A 15345-nucleotide genomic window follows, 5' to 3' on the forward strand; every position below is an offset into this window, starting at 1 on the left:
ATTCGAAATCAGACGGCGCTGCCGGCGACTTGGATCGGCAATGGGAACGGCCGACATCAGCTTGCGGGTATAGGGATGTTGGGGATTTTCAAACACCGCCGCCCGCGAGCCGATCTCGACGATCTGGCCCAGATACATCACCGCGACGCGGTGACTGATGCGTTCCACCACGGCCATATCATGGCTGATGAACAGATAGCCAAGTCCAAGATCCTCTTGCAGATCCAGCATCAGATTGATGACCTGAGCCTTGATCGAGACATCCAGCGCCGAGACGCTTTCATCAGCCACGATCAACTTGGGGTTCAGCGCCAAGGCGCGCGCAATGCAGACGCGCTGGCGTTGCCCGCCCGAGAATTCATGGGCGAAACGATCCGCCATCTGCGCTGACAGCCCAACCTTTTCCAGCAGCTCGCCCACGCGCTTATGAGCCTGATCCGGGGTTGCCAGACCATGGGCAATCATCGGCTCGGCAATGGCTGCGCCGATGCGCATGCGCGGGTTCAGGCTTTCATAGGGATCTTGAAAGATCATCTGAGCATCGCGCCGAATATCGGCCAGCTTTTGTTTGCTGGCCGCGCCGACATCGCGCCCCTCGATCTGGACCGTCCCCGAGGTCATTTCCGTCAGGCGAATGACGGACCGACCGGTTGTCGACTTGCCGCAGCCAGATTCGCCCACCAGCGCCAAGGTTTCGCCCGCGTGCAGATCAAAGGAAATATCCTCGACCGCGTGAATGCGTCCGATCGTGCGCCGCAAGATGCCCTTTTTCACCGGGAACCGCGTGACAAGGTTCTGCACGCGCAAGACGGGTTCCAGATCATTGCGCACGGTCTGTGCCGTCGGTTTGACTTCGGAAATGCGGCCGCTGGCCATATCGACCACCGGAAAGCGCAAGGGGCGCGCCTGCCCTGTCATCGATCCCAATTGCGGCACCGCAGACAACAGCGCGCGGGTATAGGGATGGGCCGCGCCCTTAAACAGCTTCGCAGTGGTGTCCGTCTCGACCAGATCGCCGCGATACATCACCACGGTTCGATCCGAGATCTCGGCCACGACCCCCATATCATGGGTGATGAAAAGGACCGACATGCCCTCTTCTTCCTGAAGGGTCTTGATCAGCTCAAGGATCTGGGCCTGGATCGTCACATCCAGTGCCGTCGTCGGCTCATCGGCGATCAGCAGCTTGGGTGCGCAGGCAAGCGCGATCGCGATCACGACACGCTGGCGCATCCCGCCCGAGAAATTCATCGGATATTCATTCAGCCGCGTCTGGGCCGATGGGATGCGGACCCGGTCAAGCAGCCGCGCAGCCTCGGCACATGCGGCGGCATGGTCCATGCCGCGATGCTGCATCAAGACCTCGGTGATCTGATCGCCGATCTTAAGCACCGGGTTCAACGAGGTCATCGGCTCTTGAAAGATCATGCCGATGCGGTTGCCCCGGATCTTTTGCATCTCATCATCGGGCAGTTGCAACAGCTCGCGGCCCTCAAAGGTGATGCTGCCGCTGACGCGGGCATTCTTGCCCAAAAGCCGCATCACCGACATGGCGGTCACGCTTTTGCCCGAGCCCGATTCACCCACCACCGCAACGGTTTCGCGGGGGCCGATGTCAAAGCTGATATTGCGCACCACATCGCGCCAGGTGCCTGCAACCTTGAACGAGGTGCTCAGGTCCGAAATCGAAAGGATCGGTGTCGACATTGTTCAGCCCTCGCGGCGGGGATTAAGGATATCGCGCAGGGCATCACCGATCAGGTTGATCCCAACGATCAGCAACAGCAATGTGATGCCGGGAAAAACGCTGATCCAGTAATCGCCCGACATCATATATTCAAAGCCGTTCGAGATCAGCAGCCCAAGCGACGGCTCGGTCACGGGCAAACCGATGCCCAAAAAGGACAAGGTCGCCTCTAGCATGATGGCATATGCCACTCGCATGGTGGCCACGACGATCAGCGGTGGCAGGCAGTTGGGCAGGATATGGCGAAAGATGATGCGCCGATCAGGCAAAGCCATCGCCCGCGCGGCATCAATATAGGCGCGCTTGCTTTCAATCAGCGCCGAGCCGCGTACCGTTCGCGCATAATAGGCCCATTGCGTCACCACCAAGGCGATGATGATCTTGTCGATCCCCTGCCCCAGAACGGCCAGAAAAATCAGTGCAATCAGAATGGTGGGAAAGCTCAGCTGAATATCGACGATGCGCATCAGCACAGCATCGACCCGGCCCCCCGCATAGGCTGAAATCAGGCCGATGCTGGCCCCGATCACCAAGGCGATGGCCGCGCTCAGCAACCCGACCAGGATCGAGGTGCGCAGCCCGTATAGAATTGCGCTGAAGAGATCGCGACCCTGATCGTCGGTGCCCAAAAGATAGGTCATGCCCGACATGCTTTGCGATCCGGGTGCAAGTCGCCCATCCATGATGTCGAGCTGCGCCAGATCATAGGGGTTCTGCATCGCCAAAAGCGGCGCAAAGACTGCGGCCAGCACCAAAAGGCCCGTGATGATCAGCCCGGTCAGCGCCAGCCGATCGCGCAACAGCGCGCGGATCGTGCGCCAGAACGGCGAGGAAGCGTTGGGTGCACTGGTCGCGCCAGAAGCGCCCGGCGCCGTATGGACAGAATTCGCGTTCTGGCTCATTTCGAACCTCCTTCCAGCCGGATGCGCGGATCGACGATCGAATAAAGGACATCGACCAACAGGTTGATCACGCTGAACATCAAGACGGTAATCATCAGATAGGCCAGAATGACCGGGCGATCGAGCACACCGATAGCGTCGATGATCAGCTTGCCCATTCCCGGCCAGGCAAAAATGGTTTCGGTCACGACGGCAAAGGCAATCAGCGCGCCCAGCTCAAGCCCGATCACGGTGATCAGAGGGATCAAGGTGTTCTTCAGCACATGGACCCGAAGAATACGCTTTTCCGTCAAGCCCTTGGCCCGGGCAAAGCGCACGTAATCCAGCTGCATCACCTCCATCACGCCCGCGCGTGTCAGGCGGATCACCAGCGAGATCTTGAACAGCGCAAGGTTGAACGCGGGCAGGATCAGATGCGACAGCCCATCAAGCGTCAGAAAGCTGACCGGAACGCCGAACAGATTGACCGTATCGCCACGTCCCGATGCCGGCAACCAGCCCAGCTGCACGCTAAAGACCATGATCATCATCAGCCCGATCCAGAAGCTGGGCAGGCTGAAGCCAAGGATCGAAAAGGTCATGATGGTTTTCGAGACCCAGCCTTCGGGCTTTAGCCCTGCGCGGATGCCCAGGGGGATCCCGATGATCAAAGCCATGATCAATGCGGTAAAGGCCAGCTCTAAGGTCGCGGGCATGCGCTGGAAAATCAGATCAAGCGCGGGCTGGTTAAAGACGAAGGAATTTCCAAGATCACCGTGCAGTGCCTTGGAAACAAATGTGAAATATTGCTCCCATACGGGCCGATCAAGGCCGAAAGAGCGGATGATTTCAAGGCGCTCTGCGGGCGTGGCGGATGCGCTTAGCAAGACGTCAACTGGGTTGCCGACCATATAAAGGCCAATAAAAACCAGCACCGACATGACGATCAGCGTCATGATCGCCTGTAAAAAGCGGCTGAGAAGATAGCTGCTCATGGCGTGATCTCCGTAGGTTCGGGATGGGAATTCGATCCCGCCTCAAGGGCGGCGATACGCGAGGTCAGCAGCTGGCGATATGCGGCCTCGTCGACGTGGTTAAGCACCAAAGCCTGGGCGGGCAATGATGACCTGGCGTGAAAATCAGCCCAGGTTTGACCCGCAGTCGGGCCGCAGGTGGTGACCCCCACCGCCATGTCTCGCCCCGAGAACAGCTTGGGATTGATCAGATAGGCAATGGTCATGGCATCATGGATCGGTCCGCCCTCGCGGCCATAGCGCGCCAGATCGCCACGATCATAACAACGCAAAAGCCCCGCCAGTGCAGAACCCGGCGCGTGGCCATGCGCCTCAAGCGCGGACAAATCATCTTGTGCAAACAGGGCCTGCATCGTGACATCGAGCGGCGCAAGCACCAAGGGCACATCCGAATTCCAGACAATCTGCGCAGCATGAGGATCGGCATGGACGTTATATTCCGACCAGGGGGTGCGATGCCCCATCTCGGCAAAGGCACCACCCATGGCAATGATACGGTCGATCCCCTGTGCGACCTCAGGGTGCAGCCGCAATGCCAGTGCCAGATTGGTCAAAGGACCAAGGGCGCAGATCGTGATTTTTTCCTTCGCCTGCGCTGCGGCACGCGCAGTTTGCGCGATAAAGCTGACGGCTGATTGATTTTGCGGTTGCAGATCTGTGGGGGGGACAAGCGCATCGGGAAAGGCGCCGATATGCGCGTATTTTCCCAAAACCTGCTCGCGGATCAGCGGTTGGGCCGCGCCCGCGTAAACGCCGATCTTATCGCGGCCTGCCAAAGCAACCACCTTGAGTGCATTGGTAACGCTGGCATCCAGCCCAACATTTCCCGCAACGACGCTGATGCCCAGAACCTCGATCTCGGGCGAGGCCAGCGCAAGCCAGATTGCGGCGGCGTCATCCACGCCCGGATCTGTATCGATAATGATGCGGCTGCGGCTCATGCCAGTGCTCCGTCACGATAGCGCGACAGGCGATCAAGAAAGAAGGCAATCACGCCGGGCGCATCAACGCGCGTGACGATCTGCGCATTCGGCGCCAGTCCGCTTTTGCCGTACCAATCGGCCACCGTCTGCCCCATGCACAGCTCGGATTCGCTTTCGATAAAGATCCGTGCCGGTGTCGTCTCGAACAGCTGCGGCGCCAAAAGCCAGGCAATGACCAAAGGATCATGCAGCGGCCCCCCACGAGAGCCATAGCGCGCAACCTGATTGCGGTCCCAGAAGGCCATGAGATCGGCCAATGTCCCGGCAATGCGCCCGCTGACTGCGGCAAATTCCGCGACATGTTCGGGTTTGAGAATGACCTGATGGGTCGCGTCCAGCGACAGCGCCACAATGGGCACCTCGGAGGAAAAGACCACATGCGCCGCATGGGGATCGACCAGCATGTTGAATTCCGAGGTCATGGTCCGGTTCCCCGGCTCGCGATAAGCGCCGCCCATCATCACGATGCGGGCAATGCCGCGCGCAATCTCGGGGGCGATGCGCAGGGCCAGGGCAATATTGGTCAAAGGCCCAAGGCAGCACAGCGTAACCGGATTGCCGGTCGCTGCGGCCTGCCTTAGCGTCTCGATCAGAAAATCAACGGCGCCGGTCGCCTCGGGGGTCTTTTCCGGTGGGGGCAGATGGGTGTTTCCAAGCCCATTCTCGCCGTGAAACTGGCCATAGATTGGCTCGCGCAGAAGGGGGCGGTGACTGCCGGGATAGACAGGGATGTCGCCCCTTCCACCCAATTCGCAAATCTGCAACGCATTGCGTAAGGTCCGCTCTAGCGGTTGGTTGCCCGCGACTGGCGTGATGCCCAGAATATCGAGTTCCGGAGAGACAAAGGCGGTCAATAACGCGATGGCATCATCGATACCGGGATCGCAATCGATGATGATCGGGGTGACGGTCATGGCAGGACTTTCGTGATGGTCGCAGACAATAGCAAGGACGGCCCCGATCTGACGATGGGGATGCGGGATGGTATGGACGACCGGGGCCAGTCTGGCCCTGGTGGTTAGGGTTTCACGCGCCTGACCGGCTCGGGCCAAGGCGAAAAAGGCGGAACCGGCCCGGTCTGATGGGTCACATATTCCGCGTCAAAGCGCGCCGACGCTGCGCAAAACCTCGGCGATTTCGGCGCGCGCGATCTCGGTCAGGGGCTGCTGAGGGGCAATCGGATCGCCCACCGCGAAGCCCTGCATCTGCAGGGCGGCCTTGATACAGCCCGCGATGGAATATTTCGCGAAGATTTCGTTCACGCGCCAAAGCGGACGCTGAAGCTCCATTGCCTTGCCCCAGTCGCCCGAACGCGCCGCCTCGTAAAGGGCAAGGCTTTGCGGTGCGACGATACAGGCCGGGCCAGCCATCCAGCCGACCCCGCCAATCATCAGAACGCAGGCCGGAATATGGGCCGAGGCCGCAAAGACATCCAAACGCCCGCGCGTGCGTTCGATGATCGATAAAAGACGCCCGGTATTGGTCGAGGCATCCTTGATATATCGGATATTTTCAACATGGGAGAGGCGCTCGATCACCGGCAGGGTCAAATCCGAACGCTGAAAGTTCGGATTGGTATAGATCACAACCGGACGACCTTTGGCGGCGGCAGCGATTGCGGTGAAATAGGCCTCGACCCCGTCGTCATTGATGGGGAAGTAGGCCTCAAGGACGGCAAGGATGCCGTCAGCGCCCGCATCGACCATCGCCTCGGTCTGAGCCACGGCGTCACGGATCGAGGTCGAGGCCACGCCCGCGATCACCGGTACGCGACCGCGGTTGGCCGCCAATGTGGCGCGCACCACCTCGAGGCGTTGGTCGTTGGACAGATAGGCAAATTCGCCCGTGCTGCCCAAAGGGGTCAGTCCATGGACATTTTGCGCGACCAGATGATCGACCAGATCGCCCAATACCTGGGTATTCACCCGGCCATCGTCATGAGTTGGCGTGACCAGATAGGGAAATACTCCGTGAAACGACATGGCTGCGCCCCTTTTTGCTGTGCGATTACTCGGACTTTACAAGTTCGGGCAGGGTATAGCCGTCCGAGCGCCCCTCATAAACCAGCCCTTTTTTCATGGCCCAGGTGTTATCAAGGAAAAACAGCGGAATGATCCCCAGATCGCCAACCGCAATTTCCGTCGCCTTTTGCAAAAGTGCCTCGCGTTGCGCATCATCCAAGGTATGGCGCGCTTCGTTCAGGGTCGCGTCGAATTCCGGGTTGGAATAGCGGCCACGGTTCCCCTGCCCGGCCTTTTCGCCGTAGGTTTCAAGCAGCGGGCCAAGCACGCCCGAGGCCTCGCCGGTTTCTACTGCGGCGCCCCCCATGATCAGGCTGAACTCCTGAGCCGATGCGCGGGTGAAATAAACGCTGCCCGGCAGGGTCTCGACCGCGGTTTTGACACCGGCGCGGCTGAAGAACTGGCCAATGGCCTGCGCCACTTTGGAATCGTTGGGATAGCGGTCGTTCGAGGCGTGGAAGGTCAGATCAAAGCCATTGGGATAGCCCGCCTCAGCCAAAAGCTTCTTGGCGCCATCGACATCATAGGCATCGACCGTCAGCTTGGGATCATAGCCGAAATAGCCCTGGGGAACGACCTGACCGGTGGGCGTGCCCTGCCCGTCCATGATGCGCTCGACAATGGCGTCGCGATTGAGCGACAGCGACAAGGCGCGGCGGACCTGAGCATTTTGCAGCGGGTTCTTGCCATCGGGGCCCTTGGCAAAGGGCGATTGCTCGCGCGCCTGATCCATATGCAGATACATCAGGCGGTTGCCTGTGGATTTCACCACATTCAGACCCTCGGTACCTTCAAGGCGGCGCGTATCGGCGGTGGGGATGTTTTCGATCATATCGACATCACCCGCCAGCATCGCAGCCACACGCGCGCTGTTGTTTTTGAAGATCCGGAAGGTCACCTTGTCCCATTCGGGCTTTTCACCCCAATAGGCATCGTTGCGCGCCAAGACGATATTGTCGTCAGGCGTCCAAGACACAAAGCTGAACGGCCCCGTGCCGATCACGCCCTGGCCCTTGTTCATCTGCTCGGTGGTGGTAGCGCCCTGCTCGGACGGCAAGATGGCCACGCGGCTGAGGTTGTTAAGCAATAGCGGCGTCGGCCCGTCTGTGGTGATGCGCACCGTCTGGGGATCAACCGCGACCACATCGACGATCGACTTCACATATGGGGCGAAGGAGCTGGGGCTGTTGGTGGCAGCCAAAGGCACACGCTTGATGCTGGCCACGACGTCTTGTGCATCCAGATCGCTGCCGTCGTGGAACTTGACGCCGCTGCGCAGCTTGAATTCCCAGGTGGTGTCATCGATGCGCTGCCAGCTTTCCGCCAGGGCGGGCTGGATTTGCTGATGAGCATCCTGATTGACCAGGCCGTCGAAAATGTTGCGCGCCATCGCGCTATTGGGTCCAACCACGTAAAATTGCGGGTCCATCGAGGTTGTCGAGGCCGAAAGCCCGATGGTCAGATCCTTGGCAGATCCCATAAGCGGCAAAACCGCCACTGAAAGCGCAAGCGTTGCCGTTGCAAAAAACTTCATTCCTGATCACCCCCTCCGAAACATATCGGGATGCGCCGGGTCCGGCGCGGTCTGGCCACAAAGAATAGGGGTTCCTATCCAGTATGAAAAATTGCATTTATGCCTGAGTTCATGCCTAAATATTATAGTTGATGCAACGATGCGCCTGAAGCCTCGCCAGTTGGAAGCCTTTCGCAACGTCATGATCTCGGGCGGGGTGACGGCTGCTGCGGATGCGATGAACATCACCCAGCCTGCGGTCAGCCGCCTGATCCGAGACCTGGAACTGGCGGTCAGCCTGACGCTGTTCACGCGACAAGGTGCTAGGCTGTCACCCACCCCCGAGGCTGTGTTGCTGCTGCATGAGGTCGAGCGTCTTTACATCGGCATCGACCAGATCTCGCGGGCAGCCAGCGATATCCGCGAACATAAGAACATCGTGCTGCGGTTGGCCAGTGTCACCTCATTGGTGCGCCCCTATCTGCATCAGGCCCTGATCGAGCTGGTCGGCAATCGCATCGATCTGCCCTTGGTCATTGATGTCGAGAACAGCCGTCATATCTGGGATATGGTTGAAAACAGTCACTACGATCTTGGCTTTGTCTTTGGCCCAGCGCGGGGCGGTGATCTGCCTTGTGTGCATCTGCACAGCTCAAACGCGGTTGCAGCCATGCCTTTGGATCACCCGCTGGCCGCGCTGGATGTGATTACCCCTGCCGATCTGACAGGCTATCGGGTGCTGACTGCCGGGCGCAACTCGCCGCTGCGTCAAGGGCTGGACCGAGCCTTTTCGGTAACCGACCAAGCCCCGGTCAGCACGCTGGAAAGCTCGATGCTGAATTGCTGTCATTTCGCGGCAGCTGGCATGGGCGTGGCCATCGTCGATTGCATCACGCTGCGCGCGGCGGGAACCGATCTTTGCGCCCGTCCATTCCTTCCCGCAATCGATGTCTCATATTATGCGACCCGCCCAGCGGGCAGCCGCCGTATTCCGCTGATCGATCAGATCATCGCGAGGATGGCCGAGTTGCTGGAGCAAGAGGATACGGTTTCGTCCCCATCCCCAAAGGATAGAATGAACCGGGATTAAGCCTGACCGCGCGCGGCCCGGTCACACCGATGCCCCTTGCGAGCCACCCTGCCTGACGGCCATGATCCCCTAACCTATGCCGGTCAATCGGGCAGGTTAATCGGGCCGGATCTGCTGGCTGCGGATCATATCAGCCCGGACATATAAAAAGGGCGGGTCGCCTGGACCCGCCCTTGATCATATCTGTCGCAATCGGGCTTCTCAGCCGATCAGGCGTTGAACAAGAAGTGCAGCACATCGCCGTCTTTGACGATATAGCTTTTGCCCTCGACGCGGAATTTTCCAGCCTCACGGGCGCCTGCTTCGCCATTGCCGGCAACGTAATCGTCATATGCGATGGTTTCGGCGCGGATGAAGCCACGCTCGAAATCGCCATGGATCACGCCAGCGGCCTGAGGGGCGGATGTGCCCTGACGGATGGTCCAGGCGCGCGCCTCTTTGGGGCCGACGGTGAAATAGGTCTGCAGGCCCAGCAGCTCATAGCCCGCACGGATCAGGCGATCTAGCCCCGCCTCATGCAGACCCAGCTCTTCCAGGAACATTGCGGCTTCATCGGCTGCCAGCTGGCTGATCTCTTCTTCGATCCGGGCCGAGATCACGACGCAACCCGCACCTTGCTTGGCCGCCATTTCGGCGACGCGCGCAGATTGGCTGTTGCCGACGGCTGCTTTGTCTTCTTCGACGTTGCAGACATAAAGCACAGGCTTGGCCGTCAACAGCTGCAGCATGTTCCAGGATTTCTGCTCATCCTCGGCAACATCAACCGTACGCGCCGGGCGGCCTTCGTTCAAAGCGGTCTGGGCGCGCTTGAGCAGCACCTCTTGCTCGGCGGCCTCTTTATCGCCCCCCTTCACCTTACGGCTCAGGTTGGCAAGGCGGCGCTCGATCGATTCAAGATCCGCGATCATCAATTCGGTTTCGATGGTCTCGGCATCGGCCACCGGATCGATTCGGCCTTCGACATGGGTGATGTCGCCATCTTCAAAGCAGCGCAGCACATGGGCGATGGCATCGACTTCGCGGATATTGGCCAGAAACTGGTTGCCCAAGCCCTCGCCCTTGCTGGCGCCTTTCACAAGACCAGCAATATCGACGAAGGTGATCCGCGTCGGAATGATCTGCTTGGAGCCTGCGATTTCGGCCAGCTTGTCCAGCCGCGGATCGGGCACGGCAACCTCGCCGACATTCGGCTCGATGGTGCAGAACGGAAAGTTGGCGGCCTGAGCCGCCGCAGTACGCGTCAGCGCGTTGAACAGCGTCGATTTGCCCACATTCGGCAGACCAACGATCCCCATGCGAAAGCCCATGTCTTATTCCTTCAAATAGCGTTGTCGCTATCTAGGGGCAGCCACAGCGCAAGTCCAGTATTGAGCGAAGGTGCAAATCGCGCGATCTTGTGCTGAGTCACAGGAGGATGCGATGAAATTCACTCCCTATCTGTCGTTTCAGGGCCAGTGTGCACAGGCCATGGCCCATTACGCCGAGATCTTTGGCGCCACCCCGCAATTTCTGCGCTTTTCGTCCATGGCCGGGCAGCCCGGCATGCCAGAGCTGCCCCCCGAACAGCAAGACTGGGTGATGCATGGCGAAATCACCCTGCCCGATGGCAATATGCTGATGGGCGCGGATATGCCTGCCCAATACGGCGGCGAGGCCCAAGCGGGCGTCTCGGCGGCGCTGTCATTCGATGAAATCGCCCAAGCGCGCGATATATTCGAGCGCCTGGCCAAGGACGGCACCGTAACCATGCCCTTTGGCGAGACGTTTTTCTCGGCCGGATTTGGCATGGCCAAGGACCGCTTCGGTACCAGCTGGATGGTCATGACGACCCAGCACACTGATAAAAGACCGTAAAGCTCGCCAAGCAGACAGCAGAAAGTCGCTGGAAAGCTGCCAGACGTTGATCTTTCCCCTCTGGGCAGGCTAACCCTTGTGGCAACGGACGGAAGGGTTACAGATGACCAGAATCGACAGGTGTTTTGCACAGCTCAAGGAACGCGATCAAAAGGCATTCGTGGCCTATATGATGGCGTCGGACCCTGATTTCGACACATCGCTTGAAATCATGCGTGGCCTGCCTGCCGCAGGGGTCGATATCATCGAGCTGGGTGTCCCTTTCACGGATCCGATGGCAGATGGCCCGACGATCCAGCTGGCTGGCCAGCGCGCACTGGCCGCAGGCGGCAGCCTGACGCGCACGCTGGATATGGTGCGCGCGTTCCGCAAGGATGATGCGAACACGCCGGTTGTGCTGATGGGCTATTACAACACGATCTACGCCCGCGAAGGCAGCGTCGAGCGCTTCCTGACCGAGGCCGTCGAGGCGGGCATTGACGGTCTGATCATCGTCGATCTGCCACCCGAAGAGGATAGCGAGCTGTGCATCCCCGCGCAAAAAGCCGGGATCAACTTCATTCGTCTGGCAACGCCGACGACCGATGACAAGCGCCTGCCCGCCGTTCTTAACAATACCAGCGGATTTGTTTACTACGTCAGCGTCACCGGGATCACCGGCTCGGCGGCGGCCAATGCCGCCTCGGTCGGCCCCGAAGTCGCGCGCATTCGCAAGGCAGCCCATTTGCCAGTGGTTGTGGGCTTTGGCATTTCGACCCCCGAAGCTGCGCATGAAATCTCAAGCGTGGCGGATGGCTGCGTGGTGGGAAGCGCGATCGTCAAACTGATTGGCGAAGGTCGTCCCGTTCCCGAAGTGCTGGCCTTTGTCGCCTCGCTGGCCAAAGGGGCCCATGGCTGAGCCCAGCCAAGGCCCAATCAAATCCCCTGTCCGGAGCGATGCGCTCCGGGCAGACAGCCTGCCCTTAAAGCCAGAACCGGCGCCGGGGGTGGCGCCTGCCACGGCAGACCCAGCGCCGGAAATGCTGGTTATCCGCGATGCCCTGCCCGCAGATGCTGACCAGATCGCCGCGATCTGGAATCCCACGATCCGCGATACGGTGATTACCTTTTGGCCGGTCGAGCGCGGATGCGACGAGATCGCCGCCATGATCACCGCACGACAGGCATTGGGCCACGGCTTTTTCGTGGCGGAAATCGCCGGCCGGATTTGCGGCTTTGCCAGCTATAGCCAGTTTCGATCCGGGGGCGGCTATGCCCATTCGATGGAACATACGATCCACCTTTCTCCACTGCAAAAAGGGATCGGGCTGGGCCGCAAGATGATGCTGCACCTCGAGGCCCATGCGAAATCATCTGGGGCCAAACTGATGATCGGCGCGATCACGGCCAGCAACAGCGCCTCGATCAGCTTTCACCGCAAACTGGGCTATGAGCAATGGGGCTATCTGCCCAAGGCCGGCCGCAAGTTCGATCAATGGCATGATCTGGTTTTGATGGGCCGCGATCTGTGGCAAAATCCATAGATCGTTCAGCCTGATTGCTCGACCAATGCCGCAAGAAACCGCCTCGTCATGGCCGCTATGTAAGCTTTGCCATGGGGCGCTTGCGCCATGGTTGCCTGAGGCAGGCACGCGATTGTGAGCTAGCGCCTGCAACTGATCCGCGTTACGCTGGATAGGATGAACGAACACACGCGCCAAATGGAATGTCCTGAACTGCCAAAGCCTCGCAGCTTTTGGCAAAGGATCGCAGATAGGCTCGCGATCCTTGTAGGGGCAGGACGCACCCGCACCCCGCCTGAACGATCCGTTGCCTTCACCATTGCCGTGATTGCACTGGGCGCCAAACTGGCCAAGGCCGATGGCTCGGTCGTGCGCTCTGAGGTTTCGGCCTTTCGTCGGGTCTTTGTCATTCCCCGTTCTGAGGAAAAGAATGCCGCCAGGGTCTTTGATCTGGCGCGGCAGGATGTCTCGGGGTTTGATGGCTGGGCACGGCGCATTGCGCGCATGTTCGAGCCGGGCGATCCGGTTTTGCTGGATCTGATCGAGGGGCTGTTGATCATCGCCGTGGCCGATGGCGAACTGCACGAAGCCGAGATCATCTTTATCGACGAGGTCGCGCGCATTCTGGGGGTCACGCCGGAACAGGTCACCGCTTTGCGCCTGCGCCACGACCCCGACCGCCGTTGCCTGCCCTGCGAGGTTCTGGGTATTTCAATGGACACGCCCCTGCCCGAGGCGCGCAAGCGCTGGCGCGAGCTGATCTTGCAATCCCACCCGGATCGGGCGCTGGCCCGCGGCCTTCCGCCCGAAGCGGTGCGGCTGGCGGAAACGCGCACACGCGCGCTGAATGAGGCTTGGGATCAATACCGCAAAGCCCATAGCGCGCTGCAACCCGCCTGACCCACATCCACCGGCCCCAAGTGTCACGACGTCCAACGGTGCGGCCCTGCTGCCCCGACTTCCTGCACGGTGCCTGTGGTCTTGGCGCCCAATGCCTGCCGCCCCAGCTTGGTCCCACGCAGGCTGGGGAACCGATGCCCCTTCCGATGGGTTTATTTCGACGCGAACCGACAAAGGCCGCCCGGATGAAACATGCGCTGATTGCTCTTTTCCTGTCTCTGCCCCTCGCTGCTGCGGCGCAAGATTACGAACCACCCTCTGCATCAGAAGCACCACGGGATTCGAGCAGCGATACGACAGAACCCGGCGATCTAGGCTCTTTGATCGAAGATGGGGCCGAGTCCTTCTTCAAGGACCTGCTGCGCGACATCGAACCTCAGATGAATGCGATCGGTCGAGAATTGGGCAGCCGCGTCACCGCGCTTGGCCCGGTTTTTGACGATCTGGGAAATTTGATGGATGACATCAAGAATTATCAAGCGCCCGAACGTCTGGCGAATGGCGATATTCTGATCCGTCGCAAGCCCGGCGCGCCGCCACCGCCGGTTGTCAGCGAAAAGTTTCAGGATCTGACCAAACCCGCGCCGGAAAATGACCCGCGCATCAACCCGCCTCTGGGCGGCACGCCCGAACAGTTAAGGCCTGATGAAAACCTGCCCGAGGACACCATTCCCCCGGCTGGCCCTCAAATCGAACTGTAACCGACATCCGGCGGGCAGCTGGCAACTGGCAGCTGGCAGCTGGCAGCACCCGACAAAGCCAAAGAAAAACCCGCCACAGATATGTGGCGGGTCTTTTTGTCTGCGCCTTCGCCTGAAAGATCAGGCGTGGTTTTGACGGTTCTCGATCAGATCCTCGACGACGCTGGGATCGGCCAGCGTGGAAATATCACCCAAGGCCCCAAAGTCATTTTCCGCGATCTTGCGCAAAATGCGCCGCATGATCTTGCCCGAGCGGGTCTTAGGCAGGCCCGGCGCCCATTGGATCAGATCGGGCTTGGCAATCGGGCCGATCTCGGTGCGTACCCATGTCTCGAGTTCTTTGCGCAACTCATCCGAGGGCTCGATCCCGTTCATCAGCGTGACATAGGCGTAAATACCCTGCCCTTTCAGCTGGTGGGGATAGCCAACAACCGCAGCCTCGGCGACTTTTTCATGGGCAACCAGCGCCGATTCCACCTCGGCCGTACCCATGCGGTGGCCCGATACGTTGATCACATCATCAACGCGGCCCGTGATCCAGTAATAGCCATCCTCGTCACGACGGCAGCCGTCACCTGTGAAATAGGTGCCTGGATATTGCTGGAAATAGGTCTCCATGAAGCGCTGGTGATCGCCCCAGATCGTGCGCATCTGGCCCGGCCAGCTGTCCGAGAAGCACAAGACCCCCTCGACCCCATTGCCCTCTTGGACGGCCGCGGTCGATGCATCCAGCACCACCGGCTTGACCCCAAAGAAGGGCAGCGTTGCCGAACCGGGCTTGGTGTCGATCGCCCCGGGAAGCGAGGTGATCATATGGCCGCCCGTCTCGGTCTGCCAGAATGTGTCGACGATCGGGCAGCGTCCCTTGCCCACATGCTTGTCATACCAGACCCAAGCCTCGGGGTTGATCGGCTCGCCCACAGTCCCCAGAACCCGCAGGGAAGACAGATCGTATTTGTCGACCCATTCCGGCCCCTGACCCATCAGCGAGCGGATCGCGGTCGGGGCGGTATAGAATTGATTGACCTTGTGCTTTTCGCAAACGGCCCAGAAACGTCCCGCGTCGGGAAAGTTCGGCACGCCCTCGAACATGACAGTGGTGGCGCCATTGGCCAGCGG

15 protein-coding genes are annotated in these 15345 nt (G+C 60.0%); 6 read left to right on the forward strand and 9 right to left on the reverse strand.

Annotated features, from left to right (window positions below; all coding sequences use genetic code 11):
* The 7 genes from RTS12_RS15935 to RTS12_RS15965 form a co-directional block, all read right to left on the reverse strand.
* Positions 1-1707, reverse strand: a 1707-nt coding sequence (locus tag RTS12_RS15935) for an ABC transporter ATP-binding protein (RefSeq protein WP_312530266.1), incomplete at its 3' end; no start/stop codon positions are given.
* A 3-nt stretch (positions 1708-1710) separates the two neighbouring features.
* Positions 1711-2649, reverse strand: coding sequence for an ABC transporter permease (locus tag RTS12_RS15940; protein ID WP_312530267.1), 939 nt, complete (start codon positions 2647-2649; stop codon positions 1711-1713).
* Complete coding sequence (locus RTS12_RS15945) at positions 2646-3623, reverse strand: ABC transporter permease (protein ID WP_312530268.1); 978 nt, start codon at positions 3621-3623, stop codon at positions 2646-2648. Before RTS12_RS15945 ends, RTS12_RS15940 begins: the two co-directional genes overlap by 4 nt.
* Positions 3620-4603, reverse strand: a complete 984-nt coding sequence (locus RTS12_RS15950) for a nucleoside hydrolase (RefSeq protein WP_312530270.1) — start codon at positions 4601-4603, stop codon at positions 3620-3622. The genes RTS12_RS15945 and RTS12_RS15950 overlap by 4 nt, the downstream gene beginning before the upstream one ends.
* Positions 4600-5559 carry a nucleoside hydrolase gene (locus RTS12_RS15955; protein ID WP_312530272.1) on the reverse strand — a complete coding sequence of 320 codons (960 nt, stop codon included), beginning with the start codon at positions 5557-5559 and terminating at the stop codon, positions 4600-4602. Before RTS12_RS15955 ends, RTS12_RS15950 begins: the two co-directional genes overlap by 4 nt.
* Positions 5560-5745: 186 nt before the next feature.
* Positions 5746-6627: a dihydrodipicolinate synthase family protein gene (locus RTS12_RS15960; RefSeq protein WP_312530273.1), complete on the reverse strand. Its 882-nt coding sequence runs from the start codon at positions 6625-6627 to the stop codon at positions 5746-5748.
* A gap of 25 nt (positions 6628-6652) precedes the next feature.
* Positions 6653-8200: an ABC transporter substrate-binding protein gene (locus RTS12_RS15965; protein WP_312530274.1), complete on the reverse strand. Its 1548-nt coding sequence runs from the start codon at positions 8198-8200 to the stop codon at positions 6653-6655.
* Positions 8201-8339: 139 nt separating this feature from the next.
* On the opposite strand from RTS12_RS15965, the gene RTS12_RS15970 reads away from it, so the two are divergent.
* The gene (locus tag RTS12_RS15970; protein WP_312530276.1) at positions 8340-9269 is read left to right on the forward strand and encodes a LysR family transcriptional regulator; all 930 of its coding nucleotides are present in this window, start codon (positions 8340-8342) and stop codon (positions 9267-9269) included.
* A gap of 209 nt (positions 9270-9478) precedes the next feature.
* Here RTS12_RS15970 and ychF read toward each other — a convergent pair whose 3' ends face one another.
* A complete protein-coding gene (gene ychF, locus RTS12_RS15975; RefSeq protein WP_312530278.1) occupies positions 9479-10576 on the reverse strand; it encodes a redox-regulated ATPase YchF in 1098 nt (365 codons plus the stop codon).
* A 112-nt stretch (positions 10577-10688) separates the two neighbouring features.
* Between ychF and RTS12_RS15980 the strand changes: the two genes are divergently transcribed.
* The 5 genes from RTS12_RS15980 (at position 10689) to RTS12_RS16000 (ending at position 14226) form a co-directional block, all read left to right on the forward strand.
* On the forward strand, positions 10689-11123 hold the full coding sequence (locus tag RTS12_RS15980) for a VOC family protein (protein WP_312530280.1): 435 nt from the start codon (positions 10689-10691) through the stop codon (positions 11121-11123).
* A 103-nt stretch (positions 11124-11226) separates the two neighbouring features.
* Positions 11227-12021, forward strand: a complete 795-nt coding sequence (gene trpA / locus RTS12_RS15985; RefSeq protein ID WP_312530282.1) for a tryptophan synthase subunit alpha — start codon at positions 11227-11229, stop codon at positions 12019-12021.
* Positions 12014-12646 carry an N-acetyltransferase family protein gene (locus RTS12_RS15990; protein ID WP_312530284.1) on the forward strand — a complete coding sequence of 211 codons (633 nt, stop codon included), beginning with the start codon at positions 12014-12016 and terminating at the stop codon, positions 12644-12646. Before trpA ends, RTS12_RS15990 begins: the two co-directional genes overlap by 8 nt.
* Before the next feature lie 156 nt (positions 12647-12802).
* Positions 12803-13525, forward strand: coding sequence for a molecular chaperone DjiA (locus RTS12_RS15995; RefSeq protein WP_312530286.1), 723 nt, complete (start codon positions 12803-12805; stop codon positions 13523-13525).
* A 185-nt stretch (positions 13526-13710) separates the two neighbouring features.
* Positions 13711-14226 (forward strand): hypothetical protein, encoded by a 516-nt coding sequence (locus RTS12_RS16000; RefSeq protein ID WP_312530288.1) that lies wholly within the window; start codon positions 13711-13713, stop codon positions 14224-14226.
* 120 nt (positions 14227-14346) lie between these two features.
* Here the strand turns inward: RTS12_RS16000 and RTS12_RS16005 are convergent.
* Positions 14347-15345, reverse strand: a 999-nt coding sequence (locus RTS12_RS16005; RefSeq protein WP_312530290.1) for an AMP-binding protein, incomplete at its 5' end; no start/stop codon positions are given.

The organism is Paracoccus sp. (in: a-proteobacteria) (genome assembly GCF_032007265.1).
Classification (GTDB): Bacteria; Pseudomonadota; Alphaproteobacteria; order Rhodobacterales; family Rhodobacteraceae; genus Paracoccus.

Excerpts from the sequence above, each read along its gene's own strand:
- RTS12_RS15990 (WP_312530284.1), top strand. The coding sequence starts at position 12,014 with ATGGCTGAGCCCAGCCAAGGCCCAATCAAATCCCCTGTCCGGAGCGAT.
- trpA (WP_312530282.1), top strand. The coding sequence starts at position 11,227 with ATGACCAGAATCGACAGGTGTTTTGCACAGCTCAAGGAACGCGATCAA.
- RTS12_RS15940 (WP_312530267.1), bottom strand. The coding sequence starts at position 2,649 with ATGAGCCAGAACGCGAATTCTGTCCATACGGCGCCGGGCGCTTCTGGC.
- ychF (WP_312530278.1), bottom strand. The coding sequence starts at position 10,576 with ATGGGCTTTCGCATGGGGATCGTTGGTCTGCCGAATGTGGGCAAATCG.
- RTS12_RS15950 (WP_312530270.1), bottom strand. The coding sequence starts at position 4,603 with ATGAGCCGCAGCCGCATCATTATCGATACAGATCCGGGCGTGGATGAC.
- RTS12_RS15945 (WP_312530268.1), bottom strand. The coding sequence starts at position 3,623 with ATGAGCAGCTATCTTCTCAGCCGCTTTTTACAGGCGATCATGACGCTG.
- RTS12_RS15965 (WP_312530274.1), bottom strand. The coding sequence starts at position 8,200 with ATGAAGTTTTTTGCAACGGCAACGCTTGCGCTTTCAGTGGCGGTTTTG.
- RTS12_RS15970 (WP_312530276.1), top strand. The coding sequence starts at position 8,340 with ATGCGCCTGAAGCCTCGCCAGTTGGAAGCCTTTCGCAACGTCATGATC.
- RTS12_RS15960 (WP_312530273.1), bottom strand. The coding sequence starts at position 6,627 with ATGTCGTTTCACGGAGTATTTCCCTATCTGGTCACGCCAACTCATGAC.
- RTS12_RS15980 (WP_312530280.1), top strand. The coding sequence starts at position 10,689 with ATGAAATTCACTCCCTATCTGTCGTTTCAGGGCCAGTGTGCACAGGCC.
- RTS12_RS15995 (WP_312530286.1), top strand. The coding sequence starts at position 12,803 with ATGAACGAACACACGCGCCAAATGGAATGTCCTGAACTGCCAAAGCCT.
- RTS12_RS15955 (WP_312530272.1), bottom strand. The coding sequence starts at position 5,559 with ATGACCGTCACCCCGATCATCATCGATTGCGATCCCGGTATCGATGAT.
- RTS12_RS16000 (WP_312530288.1), top strand. The coding sequence starts at position 13,711 with ATGAAACATGCGCTGATTGCTCTTTTCCTGTCTCTGCCCCTCGCTGCT.